This window comes from Pseudomonas granadensis (genome assembly GCF_900105485.1).
GTDB lineage: Bacteria > Pseudomonadota > Gammaproteobacteria > Pseudomonadales > Pseudomonadaceae > Aquipseudomonas > Aquipseudomonas granadensis.
This window is the reverse complement of record NZ_LT629778.1, coordinates 511,289-528,517: the sequence shown is the minus strand read 5'-3', so window position 1 is coordinate 528,517 and position 17,229 is coordinate 511,289. Positions and strand designations below refer to the sequence as shown.

Sequence of the window (17,229 nt, the reverse complement as noted above, 5' to 3'; positions counted from 1 at the left end):
GGGGCCGTTTAGGATTCGACGCCGGTTGCGAAACTCTAGGTGCATGCCGACTTGGTAACAGAAGTCGTAAATCCACTGTTGCAACTACTTATAGTTGCCAATGACGACCAATACGGTGTTGCTCTCGCTGCTTAATTGCAGCTGACAATGCTCCTGGTACCTTCGGGTCCAGCAATCATCAGGGGATGTCTGTAAACCCGAAATGATTGTCATATAGAACAGAATCGCCGTGCAGTACGTTGTGGACGAAGCGGCTAAAACTTACACAACTCGCCCAAAGCACCCTGCCCGTCGGGTCGCTGAGGGTTAACTTAATAGACACGGCTACGCATGTAGTACCGACAGCGGAGTACTGGCGGACGGGGGTTCAAATCCCCCCGGCTCCACCAACTCGACGAAGAAGACGCCTTAGGGCGTCTTTTTTTGTGGCTGAGATCCAGTAAATACGCGGACTCCAGCGCTTTTTCGGTCTTTTGAGAGTTTTTGAGTTCCAGCCAATCGGGTATTCCAGACAGTATTCCAGCCCATCCGGTGCTAATCTTTGGAATACCGAATCAGTGCCTGAGGACAATCTCATGCCGGCTCAAAATCTCCGCCTCTCCGATCGACAACTCAAGGGAGTCAAACCCGCGTCCAAGGATTATGTCCTCACTGACGGTGACGGTTTGCAGCTCCGCGTACGCAGCAACGGCTCGTTGCTGTGGAATTTCAACTACCGCGAACCGGTGACCAAAAAGCGCATCAACATCGGCTTCGGGACCTACCCCGAACTGTCGTTGGCGAACGCACGAAAGATGGCAGTCGATGCGCGGGAGCTGCTCGCCCAGGGCATCGATCCGAAGGTGCAGCGCAATACGCTGAATGAAGCCAAGCGCGCAGAAACGGAACACACCTTCGAGAACGTGGCCACCGCCTGGTTCGAGATCAAAAAAGACTCGGTCACCCCGGCCTACGCCGAGGACATTTGGCGGTCACTCACGTTGCACGTGCTCCCCGACTTGAGGACGACACCACTCGCGAACATCACCGCGCCGATGGTGATCGGATTGCTTCGTCCAATCGAAGCGAAAGGCAGCTTGGAAACGGTCAAACGTCTTAGCCAGCGACTAAACGAGATCATGACCTACGGCCTAAATTCCGGCCTGATCTTCGCCAACCCGCTCACCGGCATTCGGGCAGTATTCAAGAAGCCCAAGAAAGAGAACATGGCTGCGCTTCCGCCCGAAGAACTCCCCGAGCTCATGCTGGAGATCGCGAACGCCAGTATCAAACGCACGACCCGTTGCCTGATCGAATGGCAGTTGCACACCATGACTCGTCCTGCAGAGGCGGCGACTACTCGCTGGGCAGACATCGACTTTGAAAGGCGTGTCTGGACTATCCCAGCGGAGCAGATGAAGAAGCGCTGCCCTCACAGCATCCCGTTGAGTGATCACGCTGTCGCACTGCTGGAGTCACTGAAGAGTCACAGCGGTCATCGCGAGTACGTCTTCCTGGCCGACAGAAATCCACGCACCCACGCCAATAGCCAGACCGCCAACATGGCGTTAAAACGTATGGGTTTTCAGGATCGGTTGGTCAGCCACGGCGTGCGTTCGATGGCGAGCACCATCTTGAATGAACATGGCTGGGACCCGGAGCTCATCGAGGTGGCTCTAGCGCACGTCGACAAGGATGAAGTGCGGAGCGCCTACAACCGAGCCGACTACATCGAACGCCGGCGCCCGATGATGGCCTGGTGGAGTGAGTACATCCAGAAGGCCGCCACCGGCAGCCTACTCGCCTCTGCATACGGCCAAGTCAGAGACAAGAACGTGGTGCCGATCCGCTAGCGCTGTACAGGCGCAATAACGGCGGCGGCAGCAATTGAGCGTTCAAGATTCAGAGAAAGCAGCCTCGTTTATCCGCTTCTCAGCGCGGGTCCATCCAAACAGGGCTGCAAAGCCGCCCTGTTTGGATGGACCTCACTTTGAAGAGCTAAAAGCGACCACGTTGCCCAGGATTTACCACGGAATTCCACCGGTGGATAACCGCTCTTCAAGTCCAAAGTGGCGCTGAATGTCGAACGTTGACTGGGTTTATCCACAGGCGTAGAACTGGTCGTGCAAGCGCTGTCGATGACAGCAACCCAGGTGACCCGAACCTTGAAGGTCACGCCGCTCTCGCGGTGGTTCTCCCCCCAAATGGCGATTCGCATCCGGTAGCTCGCCCGGTCACCTCCCCGGTGATGGATGCCTACTTCAGATCATGGCCCTCGTGCGCCAGACGACACTTCCTACTTCGCTGCCCTGCAGCAACCTATTCGCTTGGCCGAATCTTGCGCCAACCTGCGCCCGTCTCTTTCTCCTGGAAAGAGACGGGCGCTTCTAACACTGCTGCAGCCCTGATCGCACATGGCTTTGCGGCAATCCCCCTCGTGACAATCGGCGTGACAAGCGCCTATGTCACCAGCAACAGCGATGCTGATGATGGTGCCGCAGACCATGGAATGGACTGCTCCTGACTGACAGTCAGGCATGCCCCGCACATCGCATTGCTGCGTTCACCCGGCTCAGGATCTTCAGGTGCTGGTTTCGTCAGCCAGCGCTGCCTCCACCCGCCCACCGGTAACGGTGCTTAGGAGGCCAGATCATGAGATGCCCTTGCTCCCGGTCGTAAGGAGCCGCCAGTCCCGCGTAGTGGACACTCCCACAGGTCGCAGGGGCCTTGATCCCTGATAACACTCAACATTCTTGGCGGGATGACGTGGGGCGAGGGTCGGAGATCAGGTGATGAGGTGATCGACATGGCATTGATAAGTAGGCGGGATGGCCGCAATTTCGGCTACGGCAGGCAGTTGAGCTACGCAGGACCGCAGGCGCTTAAAGACATGTTCGGCGGCGGCCACTACGGCACGGTCAAAGCGCACAGTGATCGATGGTTGGCATTCGTGAAGTGGTGCCGCTCCGAACAGGGGCCCGGCATCAATGATGCGCGGCAGATTGATCGGAAGGTGTTGGCCGACTATGCGGCGTATCTGCGCGACGTTGTAGCGCGCGGTGAGCTCGCCATCAGCACTGTACAAACCCGGCTATCCAGCGTTAACAGGACCATGGCCGCGCTTCGCGGTGATCAGTACGTGAAGCTGCCAAGTCCGAGCAAGGCGTTAGGTATGCAGCGCAACGGGGTTCGACAATCAGTGCCGCAAGGCCAGAATCGCGAATAGGTGAAACAGATCGTCGATGCGCTTTGCAGCCAACATCAACTGCGGGCCGCTGCGATCGTTCTATTGGCGCGAGCCACCGGAATGCGCTTGCGTGAAGCCATCCTGGGTGACCTGCCACGGCTAAGCCGTGAGGCTACTGACCTAGGAAGGATAAACATTCAGGATGGCACCAAAGGAGGCCGCGCCGGCGCCTCGGCGCCACGTTGGATTGCGGTGGATGACGATGTTCGAGATGCACTTGGTTTTGCACGGCAGGTATTGCCTGCAGGTAGCCGCAACCTGATTGCGCCAAACGAAAGCTACCTGAACGTTCTGCAGGAAATCGTCCGCCCAGCGCGGGACATCCTACATGCAGGTAATCTCAAAGGCTTTCATGAGCTGCGGGCGGCGTACGCATGTGAGCGCTACGAGCAAATCACCCAACACTTCGCGCCTATCAACGGCGGCCGATGCTGCCAGGTAAATAGGCACCTTGATCGTGTGGCCCGGAGTCAAATCAGCTATGAGCTGGGGCACGGTCGGATCAATGTGGTCGCTACCTACATTGGAGGACGGACATGAGCAAGCCATTCGATATGAAGTTGTTCTTGGCTGGAGTGCTGACCGGATCGCACGCGACGCAGCAGCGCCATTTACGGCAAGCAACGCTTATCCAAGCTGAAATTGCAGATCGCTGGCAGCGAGAAACACCTTGGGCTTGGCAGAGAAAGCATGTGGTTTGGTTTCTTGAACATCGCCTAGATCGACACAGCGAGGCGACGCGGTACTACTACCTGCTGACCATACGACTGCTTTCTCGTCGATTAGAAAAACCGTGGGTTGGCCAATGGTCTCGCTGATCGCCGAGTCGGACATGCTTCGGATAAGCATAACGTCTATTTTCATATACCTAGGTGGCCGTTTACGCACCTAACGTACGCAATAGCATACGTTACCTGGCCAGTGCGAATACCGATTCTGTGGACATTGGCGCCACCTCTGGCTGCGGCGCTGAAAGAAAGCTGGCCGTAGAGGCGTCAAATAATGTTTTTAGCCGAAAACAGAAGCGATGGTCGATCACGGGCCTGCGGCATAGCACGGAGGGGACTCTACTCTGCTGCATGAAGGGTATCAAAAAAACTGCCACCGGCCCGGAGGGATGTGGCATTGTGGCCTTTTGACACTCTCTACTGGCATCGCGGCGTTAACAGCCGAGACGGCCACTTTCAATTGCATGGAAGACTGCTGTGACTATCCTGGAATACTTGGATTCTGCTGAAGAAAAGTTAAGAAAATGTCAGCTGGAAGCTGTTCGCAGCTTTGTCAGATATGCCGAAGAAAACGACACTGAGAGGGGCTTCCTGATCAACTTACCCACGGGCGCCGGGAAAACAGGTGTTATCTCTCTCATATCGCATCTATCAGATGCGCTGAAAGTTCTTGTGATATGCCATCGAAAAGCTGTGAAAGATCAGCTTTTCCGAGAGATCTCAAGAAAGTTTTTCCGGAGTACGATTGGCGACCAAGAGCTTGAGCTTAAAAAAACCTTTCGTGACTCTGATTTTGATCAGGGTGATGGAGTCTACATCACCAGCTTCCAGAAACTGACGAGGTTGGGTGAGGATGAACTAAAAAACGTCCAAGACGACTTTGATCTGATCATTGTAGACGAAGGACACTCTGAGCCATCTCCAGTTTGGCGTGAAATAATACGTCAGTCCTCAGCAATGAAAGTGGTGGTCACTGCAACACCTTATCGCAATGACTTATTTGAGCTAAATGTAAGCACCGATCATTTTTATGTTTTTACGTTTAAAGAGGCCATCGAGGATGGGGTCATTATGGAGCCCCTGTACAAGCAGATCGAAGGGGAAGCGGAGTTACTTGCAGGTATCATAGACTATCTCGATACGAACAAGAACGTGAAGTGTATCGTGAAGTGCAAGAGCCTTGAGGAGATACAAAAATATCATGACCTCCTTTCTCAATCATTCACCACGGCAAGCGTGCATGAGCGATTGGAAATCGACGAGGCGCAAAATAAGTTCAAGCGAGTTGGCCGAGCGCTTAAAGTCGAAGGGCTGCGGGTGATCATTCACCAGCACAAGCTTGATGAAGGAGTTGATATTCCTGAAGCTAAGCTGCTGATCCTTACCTATGAGTTGGGGAGTGGGCGCGAACTGGTCCAGGCCGTAGGTCGGATCGTACGCCGCTATGGGGATGTTCAACCACTAGTGGTCGACTTAAGCCGGGGCGCGAATGAGGGCATGTGGGAAGGATACAAACAATTCGATGACTACCTTGCCAATGGCGGCGCATCAGAATTTGTTAGCTCCCTGAGCACAAGTTATCTGATTGAATCTTTTCTCGAAAGTTTCCCGAGGTACAGCTATTTTGACGGAAAGTTCAAAGAGAGGGTAAATCTCAACACCATAGACCCGGAAGATGATCTCAAAATTCCTTATGTGTCGGTGTGCTTTGTTCAGAAAGAAAATGATTTTTCTCTGCCTTTACTAATGGATCGCCTGTATTGGGAGTTGCATGGTTCTGGCTCACTAGTCAAGGCCTATGACGAGGTTCTTGATTTACGGGTCATAATCTATGTTGAGTTCAATAGCTCAAAATTCTTTACAGGCAAGCTTTTCTTCGAGCCGAAGCTGCACGTCATTGTTGTAAAGGAAATTGACTCAGGCGTAGCTATCTTCGATAGCGGCGGTGGACGCTATTACAATCAGGAACAATATCGGCTCGGTGATGCCATTCATATTGACAAATTGACCGCATTGGCTGCAAAAACAGCAATTCACCAAATCAAAGAAACCCACGCGCGTGCAATCGGCCAGGCGGTACGCCGCCCGGAGTCCGTGGCGCTGAAGGGGCAGAACCTCGATGGCGGACGCGGCAGTCAGAGCAATTCTCGTTATGCATTAACTATGGTAAAGGTCGATAACATTGGTGTGGATGGCAAAAGAGACAGCAGCTTTTACATTGGCGCAAGGTCAGGAAGGGTGGTAGATCAAAAAGAATCTAATTTTACCCTTCAAGATGTTTCTCAATGGGTCGACGCGATCGGCGAATGTATCAATGCCGGAGGTAATGCTGGGCGTCTGATAAAGTCCTACGCACAACCGATCACCGAAAAGCCGACCTCAGAAATCCTGTCCGTGCTACTGGACTTTACGGGTCTTGAGGGCCCGGTAGAAACTGCTAACGGGGTAATCTATCCTGATTTCATTTATGCTGACTATCAACAAGGGATAACTATCGACGCGCAGGGTGATCTGATAGAACTTGCGCTGGAGTATTTGGATAATGACGGTTATTTTGAGGTCTCTCTATCTGGGGCTTCCGAAGACAGAGCTGATATCGAGTGGGTCGTCGAGCATCTGAATACAGGACACAGGTTGAAAGTCTTGTATGAAGACGGCGTAACTTATTTGGCAGGGGCTTTTTACAGATTAGCCTTGCCCTATGAGCGTGGAATTTCTGCCGAGGACAGCTTCGCAGGCAATGCCCTCTTTCCACTAGATGCACTGAAAGCTCCCGATCTCAGAGAGAAGGGGCACACCCGTGATCATAAGTATCATCGCACTACCCGAGATTTTTTTGATACGGATTCGATTTTTCACCTGATCGACCTGCTGAAGGGTTACGGAGACCCAGCAACTCCACTTGGATCGCTCGGCCCCTTCACGACATATATCCCTGGCTGCGATATCGTTCTGTGCTGCGACATGGGAGTTGAGCCCGCTGATTTTATTTTGTCTTCGCCAGATAAGTTATGCTTCGTTCATGTCAAGTGCGGTGACGCCCTAAATCCAGGCTCTTCAGCTGGTGCTATTGCAGAGGTGGGTAGTCAGGCAATAAAAAATATTCACATGTTGGTTTCGGGCCGTAAGAGCGTAAAGCCTGGGAACTATTTTACATGGAAGCAATCTTGGCCCTCTGATGATGCAGAGTTTCCGCTAGACACCCGTTATCGGTTAGTGGACGGAGTGATTAATCATCCTGCCCCGGATGACGATTCACTTTCTGACAAAGTCTGGGATGTTATCTCCAAGCGAAGAGTATCGATGAAATGTAAGAAGGAGATTTGGATTGTCGCTGGCAACTCCTTCTCCACTAAACATTTCATCAAAAGCATGGAAAACCCACTAGCTTGTCCGGCCACTAGTATTCAGGCGTATCAACTGATTGAGGACTGGTTGAGTACTGCGGATGAACTTGATGTAGATCTCAAGATCTTCACATCTCCATAGGTTCACTCCTTCAAGGTTAAACAGTAATTAACCCCCCAAAGTATTGGGGGGGGGATTGCCTACGTTTGGATAACCGAGTCAATACAGGGGCAGCTTGTGATCGGCGGGTACGTCATCTACGCATGCTGGCTAATGTTTCACATCACTTGTAGCCCTCTGGTGAAATTTTGGGCAACTCACATTCAGCCCGCAATCAAAGAAGTAGTTCACTAAAAAGCGACAGACCCCAGCTGTGAATTCGCAGTCACCCTCTGCGGATTCACACTCATCGATGGCGAACACTGGCAAGCAATCCGGCCGGCAACCAACAGGTGAGAAAAAACACAAAAAAATCTGCGAACACAGCAAAAACTCTTACAATCCAAGGCCAGTTTTCCTACACATTTTCCCCACCGCTTCCCAAAGAGATAACCCCGTGAGTGACTCAGACAGCTCATCCGCGCCACTGGTTGACGTAGTGAAGCTTGCCGCATCCCTCCAGCGGTTCGCAGATGATCGCGACTGGCAGCAGTTCCACTCTCCCAAAAATCTCATCTTGGCTCTCACTGGCGAGGTCGGCGAGCTGTGCGAGATTTTCCAATGGATGAGCGATGCCGACTCGATCTCTGCCGCAACAGATCCCGAAATCGGCCAAGCCGTCAAGGACGAACTGGCGGACGTACTGATGTACCTGGTTCGCCTGAGCAGCGTACTCGGCATTGACCTCAACGAGGCGGTGACACGGAAACTCGCCTCGAATGGCCAGAAGTACCCCGTGGCTAAAGCCAGAAGCAGCAGCAAAAAGTACGACCGACTCTGACCACCCCGTATCTAAGGAAAACCCGTGATCGTTTACGCTGCGACCAAACAGCAATTTCTTAAAGACAACGATAACGATGACATTGAGGAGGTGATCCTCAGGCATTACAAGGAAGCTACCGGCAGGAACGTTGGCACCTCGGAAATCAGGTCGTGGCAAGGATCCCTAACGTATATGGCCAAGGTCCTGAGAGATGAAGGCCTGCCGAGCGACGCAGGCCTGGCCATTGAATTGCACATTCCGCAGTCGTCGAAGCGAATCGACTTTCTACTCACTGGTCGCGACGAGCACCAGGCAAAAAAGGCCGTACTGATCGAGCTGAAGCAATGGAGTAAGGCCAACGCCACAACCAAGGATGCCATCGTCAAAACGGCATTGGGTGGCGGCCTCATTGAGACCATTCACCCGTCCTATCAGGTGTGGTCATATGCAGCGCTGTTGGAAGGCTTCAACGAGGCGGTGTATGACAAAAGCATCGAAATCCGTCCGTGTGCCTACCTCCACAACTACGTCAGCGACGGCATCATAGATTCGGCTCACTACGAGCCTCACATCAGCAAGGCTCCGCTGTTTCTTAAAGGCCCGGAAGAGCTCAGTAAACTCAGGAGTTTTCTGAAAAAGCATATAAGTCATGGCGACAACAAAGAAATTCTTTACGAACTGTCCGAAGGAAAAATTCGCCCGTCCAAGGCGCTAGCTGAAGCCCTTGGGGGGTTGATGAAAGGCAAACCCGAGTTCGTATTGATTGACGATCAGAAAGCAATTTTTGAGTCGGCGATGGCTGCGGCAAGCGAGGCCTCTGAACAAGCACCCAAGGTGATGATCATCGAAGGTGGACCGGGAACCGGGAAAACTGTTCTGGCTATCAACCTGCTGGTGAAGCTCACCGAATTGAAGCTGATGTGCAAGTACGTCTCTAAGAATGCAGCCCCACGCAAGGTCTACGAAAGCAAACTGGTTGGCACCATCAAGCGCAGCCATTTCTCGAATTTCTTTTCAGGCTCTGGGGCATTCATCGACACTGAGCCCAACACGTTCGATGCGCTTATCGTGGACGAAGCTCATCGGCTGAATGAGAAAAGCGGGCTTTATGGAAACCTTGGGGAAAACCAGATCAAGGAGCTGATTGATTCAGCGAAATGCTCGATTTTCTTCATTGATGAAGACCAGCGTGTAACCTTGAGCGATATCGGCAGCAAGCAGGCGATACGCGCCTTTGCAAAAGCCAAGGGTGCTGTGGTTGAAGAACACGTGCTGTCTTCGCAGTTTCGCTGCAGTGGGTCTGACGGTTACCTGGCATGGCTGGATGACACGCTAGGCATTCGTTCGACAGCAAATCCGACGCTTGAGACTCAAGAGTACGAGTTTAAGGTGTTTGACTCACCTCAGGCGATGCATGAAGCAATCAACGAGAAAAACCACGGAAACAAGGCTCGTGTGGTCGCGGGCTATTGCTGGCCTTGGTTGAGCAAGAAAGACCCCACCGCTGCTGATATCGTGATTGGTGACTACAAACGCCAATGGAACCTGGATCAGGATGGCAGCCTATGGATCATCGCTGAGAACTCCATCGAGCAGGTTGGCTGCATTCATACCTGCCAAGGTTTGGAAGTCGACTACATTGGAGTGATCATTGGAGCAGACCTAGTCGTACGTGGCGGTAAGGTAGTGACATCCCCGGATGAGCGCGACAAGCACGATAAATCGATTCGCGGCTGGAAAAAAATGATGAAAGAGCAACCTACCCTCGCGAAAAATGAAATAGACCTAATCATCAAAAATACATACCGAACCCTGATGACACGCGGGATGAAGGGTTGCTATCTGTACTGCACCGACCAAGAGACTGCGCAGTACTTCGAGAGTCGACTTCGCCAACACAGCAATCATTGACGGTATCGTTTGCTAGGAGCCCCTGTACCTGCGAGCGCAGGGGCAACAATCAACAGCGCGAGCATTTGCTTTACAGATTCGGCCCCGATTCGTTTTTGGGGGCGGTGCTCATAAAGCACCGTCCATCGGAATCCGGACCACGCAGCGTGCCAACTGGTATTCCAAGCAAGTTGACCAATAAATTATTAACCAGAAAAAACAAATAGATACCGACTTGTTTCAAATTACCCCGGCTCTAAAGATGTCCATGGACGTATTTTTTGAGCCCGTAATCCAACGGCGATTGAGCTTCAAAGCGCTTCATACAGATCCGTTTTGAAATGCATTACACCCCCCCTGACCGGGAAGATTCTGACACAAGCCGCAAGCCCAAGGACATGCTCCGCACGACGTCAGGCTCCAACCCGAATCATATTTGAGGTTTTGACAGCGGGGATTGGCTGATCTTCACTCAGACTTCAACAAACCGATGGTTCAAGGACCCGGCTATGACTTGGGAGCTGAGGCACGCTCCAGAAGAGTACGTTTCAATCATCGCGGAAGTTTTCTATGATCCCGCCCGCCGCAAGAATGGTGTTCGACCAGCAAGCGGAGAGTCCTTTGCCCAGAACATGAAGATCGAGTGTTCTAGAGAGATCCGTGGCTACCCGGTAGGCACGAAGGTGCGCCTAAGGGTTGTGGAGACCAAAAAGGAGGACAGTCGGCCATTCTTGTACAGCAGCTATAAGTGGGCACATGAGCTCGTCTAGCTGGTATCACTGGCCGGGCGGAATCCACTTCACGGTTTGGCTATATCCGTCCCGGATAACCTGTAGCGAGATCATAACTTCAGCGCAAACCTAGAAAGCTGAAAGCCCGCTTTGCTTCAGCCGGTAACCGTCAGCGCAGGACGGCTAAAGCAAAAGAGAAGGAACGCGTATTCACGCTGACAACCGCACAGGTTCCTGAGCCTAGGAAAGTGACTTGATTGAATCGAGTTTCAGCTACCGCAATCATTCGGCTTATCCCTAGTGTGAACGTGCTAACGTCTAACACAAGCTCGCCCCAACGCACTGATGGGTACTTGGGTCATGATTAACGAACACTTGCATGCAAAAGACCTCAGCTTCTCAGAAATGATGAGAATTAAGCGCCTCTCACGAAACCGGCAGATCGATGCTGTCTACTCGGCTACCCCACAAGAGCTCGATGTAGCTGCTGACAGGGCGAAAGCCATTCTCCGCGGAAACTCTGGCCCCGTCCGCCCAAAACGATTTTCTGCCCTGAACGAAAATTAAACCGTCCGGCGAGTCCCCGCTGAACGCCAAACAAGCGAAAAAAAACAGACCACCAATTTTCATCCGACCCGAGCAGTCAGGCCGATCGACACCGCCTCCCAACTAAAGCAAACCGCTCTGTTGCAGAAACGCTTTAGAAACCCCCTCAATAGCCTCCCGCCCCACATCAACCCGCGAATTAAGCCCCGCAATCACCTCATCATCCAGCTTGGAAGAAAGCGCATTCAACAACTCCCCAACCTTCGGATTCCCCTCCAAAACCTCAGTACGAATAACCGGCGTCAACGCATAACCAGGAAAGAACCCCTTGTCATCCTTCAACACCAAAAACCCAAATGCCGGGATCCGTCCATCCGTCGATAGCACCAACGCCAAATCCACCTGACCATCCCTAAGCGCCTGATAAGTCAGCCCACCATCCATCCGCACAATGTTCTTGCGCTCGAATTCAAACCCGTACTCCTCCTGAAGCGGACGCAGCCCATCCGGCCGTGAGAAGAATTCAGCATTCGACGCAAACTTGTAGGCTTTACCCGCTTCGATGTTCTTCGCGAGATCGCTGATCGAGACGACGCCGTCCTTTTCCGCGTCCACTTTGCGCATGGCGAGTGCATAGGTGTTGTTGGCCTTGGACGGGTTCAGCCAAGTGATGCCTTTTTGCGCATCGAGTTCGCTGATCTTTTTGTAGGTTTCCTCGGCGCTGAGTTTGTCGGTGATTTTGTTGTAGGTAATCAGGGACGTGCCGGTGTATTCCCAATACACATCGACCTGTCCGTTTTCCTGCGCGGCGCGTAATACCGACGAACCCAGGTCCGCGCGTTTATCGACCTTGTAGCCATTGGCGCGTAGCAGTTGTGCGGTCATTTCGGCGACCAGTTGCTGTTCGGTAAATTTCTTGCCGCCGACTACGATTGTGCTGTTGGCTGAAGCGCTGCCGATTACCCCGCAAATGAGACTAAGGCTTATGACCAGACTGGCGAGCATTCGATAAATCATCGTGCACCTCATGTTATTGGTTTAGTGAAGGGTGTTCAGATTCATTGGCGTCCGGCCATTCGCAAGCCTCGGGAGACTGCAACGTGTTGAATCACGCCGCAGCCGAGGTCGACGGCGATGGCCAGGAGCGCGGTCGATACGGCGCCGGCGAGCATCATGCTGAAGTCGTTGAGGTCGATGCCGGTGAAGATCAACTCGCCCAGTCCGCCGCCGCCGACCAGGAAGGCCAGCGGTGCGGTGCCGACGTTGATGGCCAATGCGGTACGGATGCCGGCGAAGATCACGTTCAGCGCATTTGGAATTTCGACTTTCCACAGCGTCTCCCGCGGCGTCATGCCCATGGCCTCGGCTGCTTCGACCAGATGCTGGGGCACCGCGCGCAAGCCTTCGTAGGTGTTGACTGCGACGGGCAGCAAGGTCGCGACGAACAGGCCGATAATCGCTGCTCCGCTGCCGACGCCAATGAAGCTCATGGCCAGGGCCAGCAGTGCGAGTTTGGGGATTGCCTGCCCGACGTTGAGCACTTGCATGCTGACCATGGCGTAGCGCTGGTTCGCCGGTCGGCTCATCCACACGCCCAATGGGAGCGCAATGGCGATGGCCAACACTCCGCTGATGGCGACGATCTGCAAGTGCTGCAGCGTCAGGTAGCTGATGTCGCCCCAGTAAAACTGCAGCCCCTGCCAGAATCCGATGAGCAAGTCAGGCATGATCAGTTCACCGCCGGGTTAATGTTTTCAACCAGTCGCGCCAGGATGTCAGCCTGGTGGACATAGCCGACAAAGCGGCCGTCGCTGTCGTTGCACGATGCCCAGTCCTGGCCGCGGCCCAGCAGTTGCGAGAGCACCTGGCGCAGGTCATCTGCAGGCCGAACGATGAGGTGCGAGTGCGCAGCGATGCCGCTGGTGCTGCCGACGATCTGCATGTGTTCGCGCGGCGCGATCTTGCTGACGACGTCCGCCGCGCGCAGCAGGCGCAGGCGTTTCATGATTCGGTCGCCGCCCATGAAGTTCGCCACGAAGTCGCTGTTGGGCCGGGCCAGCAAATCATCCGAGCTGCCGAATTGCTGGATTTTGCCGTTGTGGAACAGGGCGACGCAGTCGGCCATCTTCACCGCTTCGTCGATGTCGTGGCTGACGAACAATACGGTCTTGTTGACGAGGCGCTGGATGCGCATGAATTCGTCCTGGATCACTTCGCGGTTGATCGGGTCGATGGCGCCGAAGGGCTCGTCCATCAGCATCACTGGCGGGTCCGTCGCCAGGGCCCGCGCCACTCCTATGCGCTGCTGTTGGCCACCGGACAGCTCGCACGGGTAGCGCTTGAGGAATTTCGCCGGGTCCAGCGCGACCACTTCCAGCAGCTCTGCCGCGCGCTTGCGGCTTTTGCTCTTGTCCCAGCCCAGCAGGTTCGGAACGACGCAGATGTTTTCCTCAACGGTCATGTTCGGGAACAGGCCGACTTGCTGGATTACGTAGCCGATCGAGCGTTTGAGGGTGACGCTGTCCAGTTCGGAGGTGTCGCGCCCGTTGATTCTGATCGTGCCGGAAGTCGGTGTGATCAGTCGGTTGATCATTTTCAGCGTGGTGGTTTTGCCACAGCCCGACGGCCCGAGCAGTACGCAGATCTGTCCCTCTTCAACGTTGAAGGAGACGTCTTCCACCGCCGTGATAGCGCCGAATTGCTTGTTCAGGTTTTCGATCTGGATCACGTCGTCGCTTCCTTCATTCGGCCGGTGGCCAGTTTGTTCTTGTTCAAGCCGTTCGGCGTCAGCAGGCGCTGCAAGCCGTACAACGCATAGTCGGCGGCAATGGCGATGACGCTGATGACAATGGCGCCGGCCAGCAACTGGCGGGTATCCGATTGGGCGATGCCACGAATGATCAGGCTGCCCAGGCCGCCGGCACCGATGTAGGCGGCAATGGCGGCGATGCCGATGTTGATCACGGTCGCCATCCGCACGCCCGCCATGATCAGCGGCACCGCAAGCGGCAGCTCCACCTTGCGCAATCGCTGCCCGGTCGACATGCCCATGCCGATCGCGGCTTCGCGCAGCGCCGGATCGATGTTGGCGATCGCCGTGGTGGTGTTACGAATGATCGGCAATTGGGCGTAGAGAAACAGCGCAATGACCGCCGGCACCACGCCGATTCCGTAGCCGATTTGCGACAGCGCCGGAATCATCAACCCGAACAGCGCCGCAGAAGGAATGGTCATCAGCACGGCAGCGAAGGCCAGGACCCAGCGGCGCGTCCTCGGGTGTTGGGAGATGGCGATGCCGACAGGCACGCCGGTCAGAATCGCCAGCCCCACCGCTATCGCCACAATGAGCAGGTGCTGGCCGAGCAGCAGACTGATCAGCCCGCCGTTTTCCAGAATGAAACGCAAGGTTTCCATGAGGGGTGTGCCTTCTGTACGTCATTGTTGTTTTTATCCGGCGCGCCTCTGGATTGAACGCCGTGTCTGGAAAAGACCTTACCGCGCCAGTGCGGGCACTCTGAGCTGCGGGCTCGACGTTTTCTATCAAAAATTCGACGTTACGCAGACAACCAATCCGCTGGTCAGCGCGTTGGGTTCAGGGCAACAGGCGGGTCGCTGGTGACAGACGTGTACGGTAATACGCCAGCCAGACGGGTCATTAGCCGGCTATGGGATTTGCCGACTGGAGAGATTCGAAGGTTTTGCGCGGATACATTCTGTAAACGAAATCAGGAGTGAGCATCATCAAATTTCCGCCGCTCCTCTCCCGGCGTGCATCCCCAGACACGACGGTAGGCTGCGCCCAGATGGGAGGCCGAAACGAACCCGCAACTGTAGGCAATCGACGCAATGGGCTGCGTGCTCTCACGCAACAATCGGCGCGCTTCGTTCAACCTGAGTTCCAGATAAAACTTCTTCGGAGTCCTACCAAAGTGCTGATGCCACAGGCGCTCGAGTTGGCGATGGGACAGATTGCAACGGTCGGCGATTTCTTCAATGCCGACGACGTTCTCCAGATTGTTCTCCATGAAGGCGATGGCGGCAGTCAGCCGGCGATCATGAATGCCGAACCGCCACTGGATCGACATGCGCTGATGCTCTTCCGGCGCGCGTATCCGCGCGTGGAGAAATTGTTCGGCGACACTCGCCGCGAGCGGGTTACCGAAATCGAGCGCGATCTGCGCCAGCATGAGGTCGATGGCCGCCGTCCCGCCGGCGCACGTCCAGCGGTTGTCATGGTTGACGTACAGCTCCCGGGTCACTTCGATCGTGGGAAATTCTTCGGAGAACTGACCGAAGGATTCCCAATGCAACGTACAGCGTTTGCCCTCCAGTAATCCGGCGCGGGCGAGGATGAACGTACCGGTGCTCAGTGCGCCGACGGTGATCCCGCGGGATGCCGCACGTTGCAGATAGCGCAGCATTTTCGGTGGTTTCTGATGTTCGGTATCGAGGCTGGCCAGGACGAATACGCGATCCAGTTCCGGCGCCTGATCGACGGCCACGGTTTGGATTTCGATGCCACTGCTGGAACTGACTGGTCCGCCCGCCTCCGTGAGCAACGTCCATTGATAAAGCGTTTTACCGGACAACCGATTGGCCGCACGCAAGGGCTCGCTGGCACCCGCTAGGGCCATCATCGAGAACTGAGGGAGGATGAGCAGCCCGATTCGCTTGGTTGTACCGTTATTCACAGACGTCGCTGAATCATGGGGGGCTGTCATCGCCAGATCCTTTCATGGGGGCAAGCCGTTTGAGCGAACGGCTTTGACCCGCCATGTTAGGGGTTGGACACGCATCCAGCCAGATTGAAAGTGCGTACTGCTTTTGCCGAAGTGCGCAGACAAATCAGAACGCTGCCCGGGATCAAGATCGCGTGCGGATGGCTTCGTCGATGCTCTGGATCATCGATTCGAACACCGGATTGCCGGCCTGATTCTGCTGACCATGTTGCATGTGCGAAATGATCAGCGCATTCGGGCCTGCATCGCCCGGATAGTTCTGATGCAGGCGCACGGATTCCGATGGCATGTGCAAGGTGTTGTCGGCGCCGTGGATGATCAGCGCCGGCGGGAAACCTTTCGCGCCTTCGATGGACTGCTCCGGGTCATATTGCACATAGGACGTGTAGGATTTTGCCGTCACGTAGGTACAACCCGGCCAACGGTCCGCGCCGCCCGCTTCGGTGTAGCCGCCCAGTTGCTGATCGACATACGCCTGGGTTTCTCGGTCCAGCGGGTAGTAACCAAGTCGGGTCTCATCGGTGCCGGTGTCGAATGGCGGAATCGGTGCGTCATCGGCAAGTTGTTTAATCGCCGCATCAGCCGCCGCCCGATCAACCCGCAAGGCCTGCAATGTGCGGATGTTGGTGTAGCTCATCGGCACCCAGAAGCGGATCTGTTCAGCGCCGGCCGCGGCCAGTTCAGCAACAGCTCCGAGGCTTGCCACCGAACCCATCGCCCACGATGCAACCACCGGCATCTCACCAAAATTCGTGCGCGCCCAGGCAACGGCGCCGAGCACTTCATCCTTCTGGTCTTCGAGAATGACGTGGGTGATGACCTTATCGCCTGACTCGAGGGTGTTACGGATGTGCTTGTTGGAAAAGAAACCTGCTACGTCATAAGTCATGACGCGATAACCCAGAGACGCGAGGGCGCGACCGAACAGTTGGCCGTACATCGTGACCCCGCCGGTGAAGCCGGAGTTGAAGATTACCGGTGGCAGTTTTTGCGACGCAGCGTCGCGTTGTTCGGGCTGAAACAGCATGCCTTTGAGAATCAGGGTTGCATCGTTGTACTTGACGCTGAAGTTGATGTTTCTTGTTGTAATGGTCGTCAT

Annotated in this window: 11 protein-coding genes, 1 other RNA gene and 1 pseudogene; 7 read left to right on the top strand and 6 right to left on the bottom strand. The window is 54.7% G+C overall.

Annotated elements, in window-relative coordinates; all coding sequences use genetic code 11:
- The 7 genes and pseudogenes from ssrA to BLU52_RS02155 all read left to right on the top strand — a co-directional run bounded on the left by ssrA (position 1) and on the right by BLU52_RS02155 (position 10,135).
- Positions 1-389: a transfer-messenger RNA gene (gene ssrA / locus BLU52_RS02190) on the top strand.
- Between the two features lie 186 nt (positions 390-575).
- Positions 576-1,832, top strand: a complete 1,257-nt coding sequence (locus BLU52_RS02185; RefSeq protein ID WP_090281345.1) for an integrase domain-containing protein — start codon at positions 576-578, stop codon at positions 1,830-1,832.
- A gap of 953 nt (positions 1,833-2,785) precedes the next feature.
- Positions 2,786-3,766, top strand: a pseudogene (locus BLU52_RS02175) (integrase domain-containing protein).
- Positions 3,763-4,044, top strand: a complete 282-nt coding sequence (locus BLU52_RS02170; protein WP_090281343.1) for a hypothetical protein — start codon at positions 3,763-3,765, stop codon at positions 4,042-4,044. The pseudogene BLU52_RS02175 and the gene BLU52_RS02170 overlap by 4 nt, the downstream one beginning before the upstream one ends.
- 387 nt (positions 4,045-4,431) lie before the next feature.
- Complete coding sequence (locus tag BLU52_RS02165; protein WP_090281341.1) at positions 4,432-7,443, top strand: DEAD/DEAH box helicase; 3,012 nt, start codon at positions 4,432-4,434, stop codon at positions 7,441-7,443.
- A 415-nt stretch (positions 7,444-7,858) separates the two neighbouring features.
- A complete protein-coding gene (locus BLU52_RS02160) occupies positions 7,859-8,242 on the top strand; it encodes a nucleotide pyrophosphohydrolase (RefSeq protein ID WP_090281339.1) in 384 nt (127 codons plus the stop codon).
- Between the two features lie 24 nt (positions 8,243-8,266).
- Entirely contained in the window at positions 8,267-10,135 is a 1,869-nt protein-coding gene (locus BLU52_RS02155; protein ID WP_090281337.1) for a DUF2075 domain-containing protein, read from the top strand.
- A 1,379-nt stretch (positions 10,136-11,514) separates the two neighbouring features.
- On the opposite strand, the gene BLU52_RS02140 is transcribed toward BLU52_RS02155, so the two are convergent.
- From BLU52_RS02140 to BLU52_RS02115, 6 genes are all read right to left on the bottom strand, one after another.
- Positions 11,515-12,396: a glycine betaine ABC transporter substrate-binding protein gene (locus BLU52_RS02140; protein WP_231988002.1), complete on the bottom strand. Its 882-nt coding sequence runs from the start codon at positions 12,394-12,396 to the stop codon at positions 11,515-11,517.
- 53 nt (positions 12,397-12,449) lie between these two features.
- A complete protein-coding gene (locus BLU52_RS02135; RefSeq protein WP_090281328.1) occupies positions 12,450-13,118 on the bottom strand; it encodes an ABC transporter permease in 669 nt (222 codons plus the stop codon).
- Between the two features lie 2 nt (positions 13,119-13,120).
- A complete protein-coding gene (locus BLU52_RS02130; RefSeq protein WP_090281325.1) occupies positions 13,121-14,119 on the bottom strand; it encodes an ABC transporter ATP-binding protein in 999 nt (332 codons plus the stop codon).
- Positions 14,116-14,805, bottom strand: coding sequence for an ABC transporter permease (locus BLU52_RS02125; RefSeq protein ID WP_090281322.1), 690 nt, complete (start codon positions 14,803-14,805; stop codon positions 14,116-14,118). Before BLU52_RS02125 ends, BLU52_RS02130 begins: the two co-directional genes overlap by 4 nt.
- Before the next feature lie 311 nt (positions 14,806-15,116).
- Positions 15,117-16,112 (bottom strand): GlxA family transcriptional regulator, encoded by a 996-nt coding sequence (locus BLU52_RS02120; protein ID WP_090281320.1) that lies wholly within the window; start codon positions 16,110-16,112, stop codon positions 15,117-15,119.
- Between the two features lie 142 nt (positions 16,113-16,254).
- Entirely contained in the window at positions 16,255-17,229 is a 975-nt protein-coding gene (locus tag BLU52_RS02115) for a dienelactone hydrolase family protein (RefSeq protein WP_090281317.1), read from the bottom strand.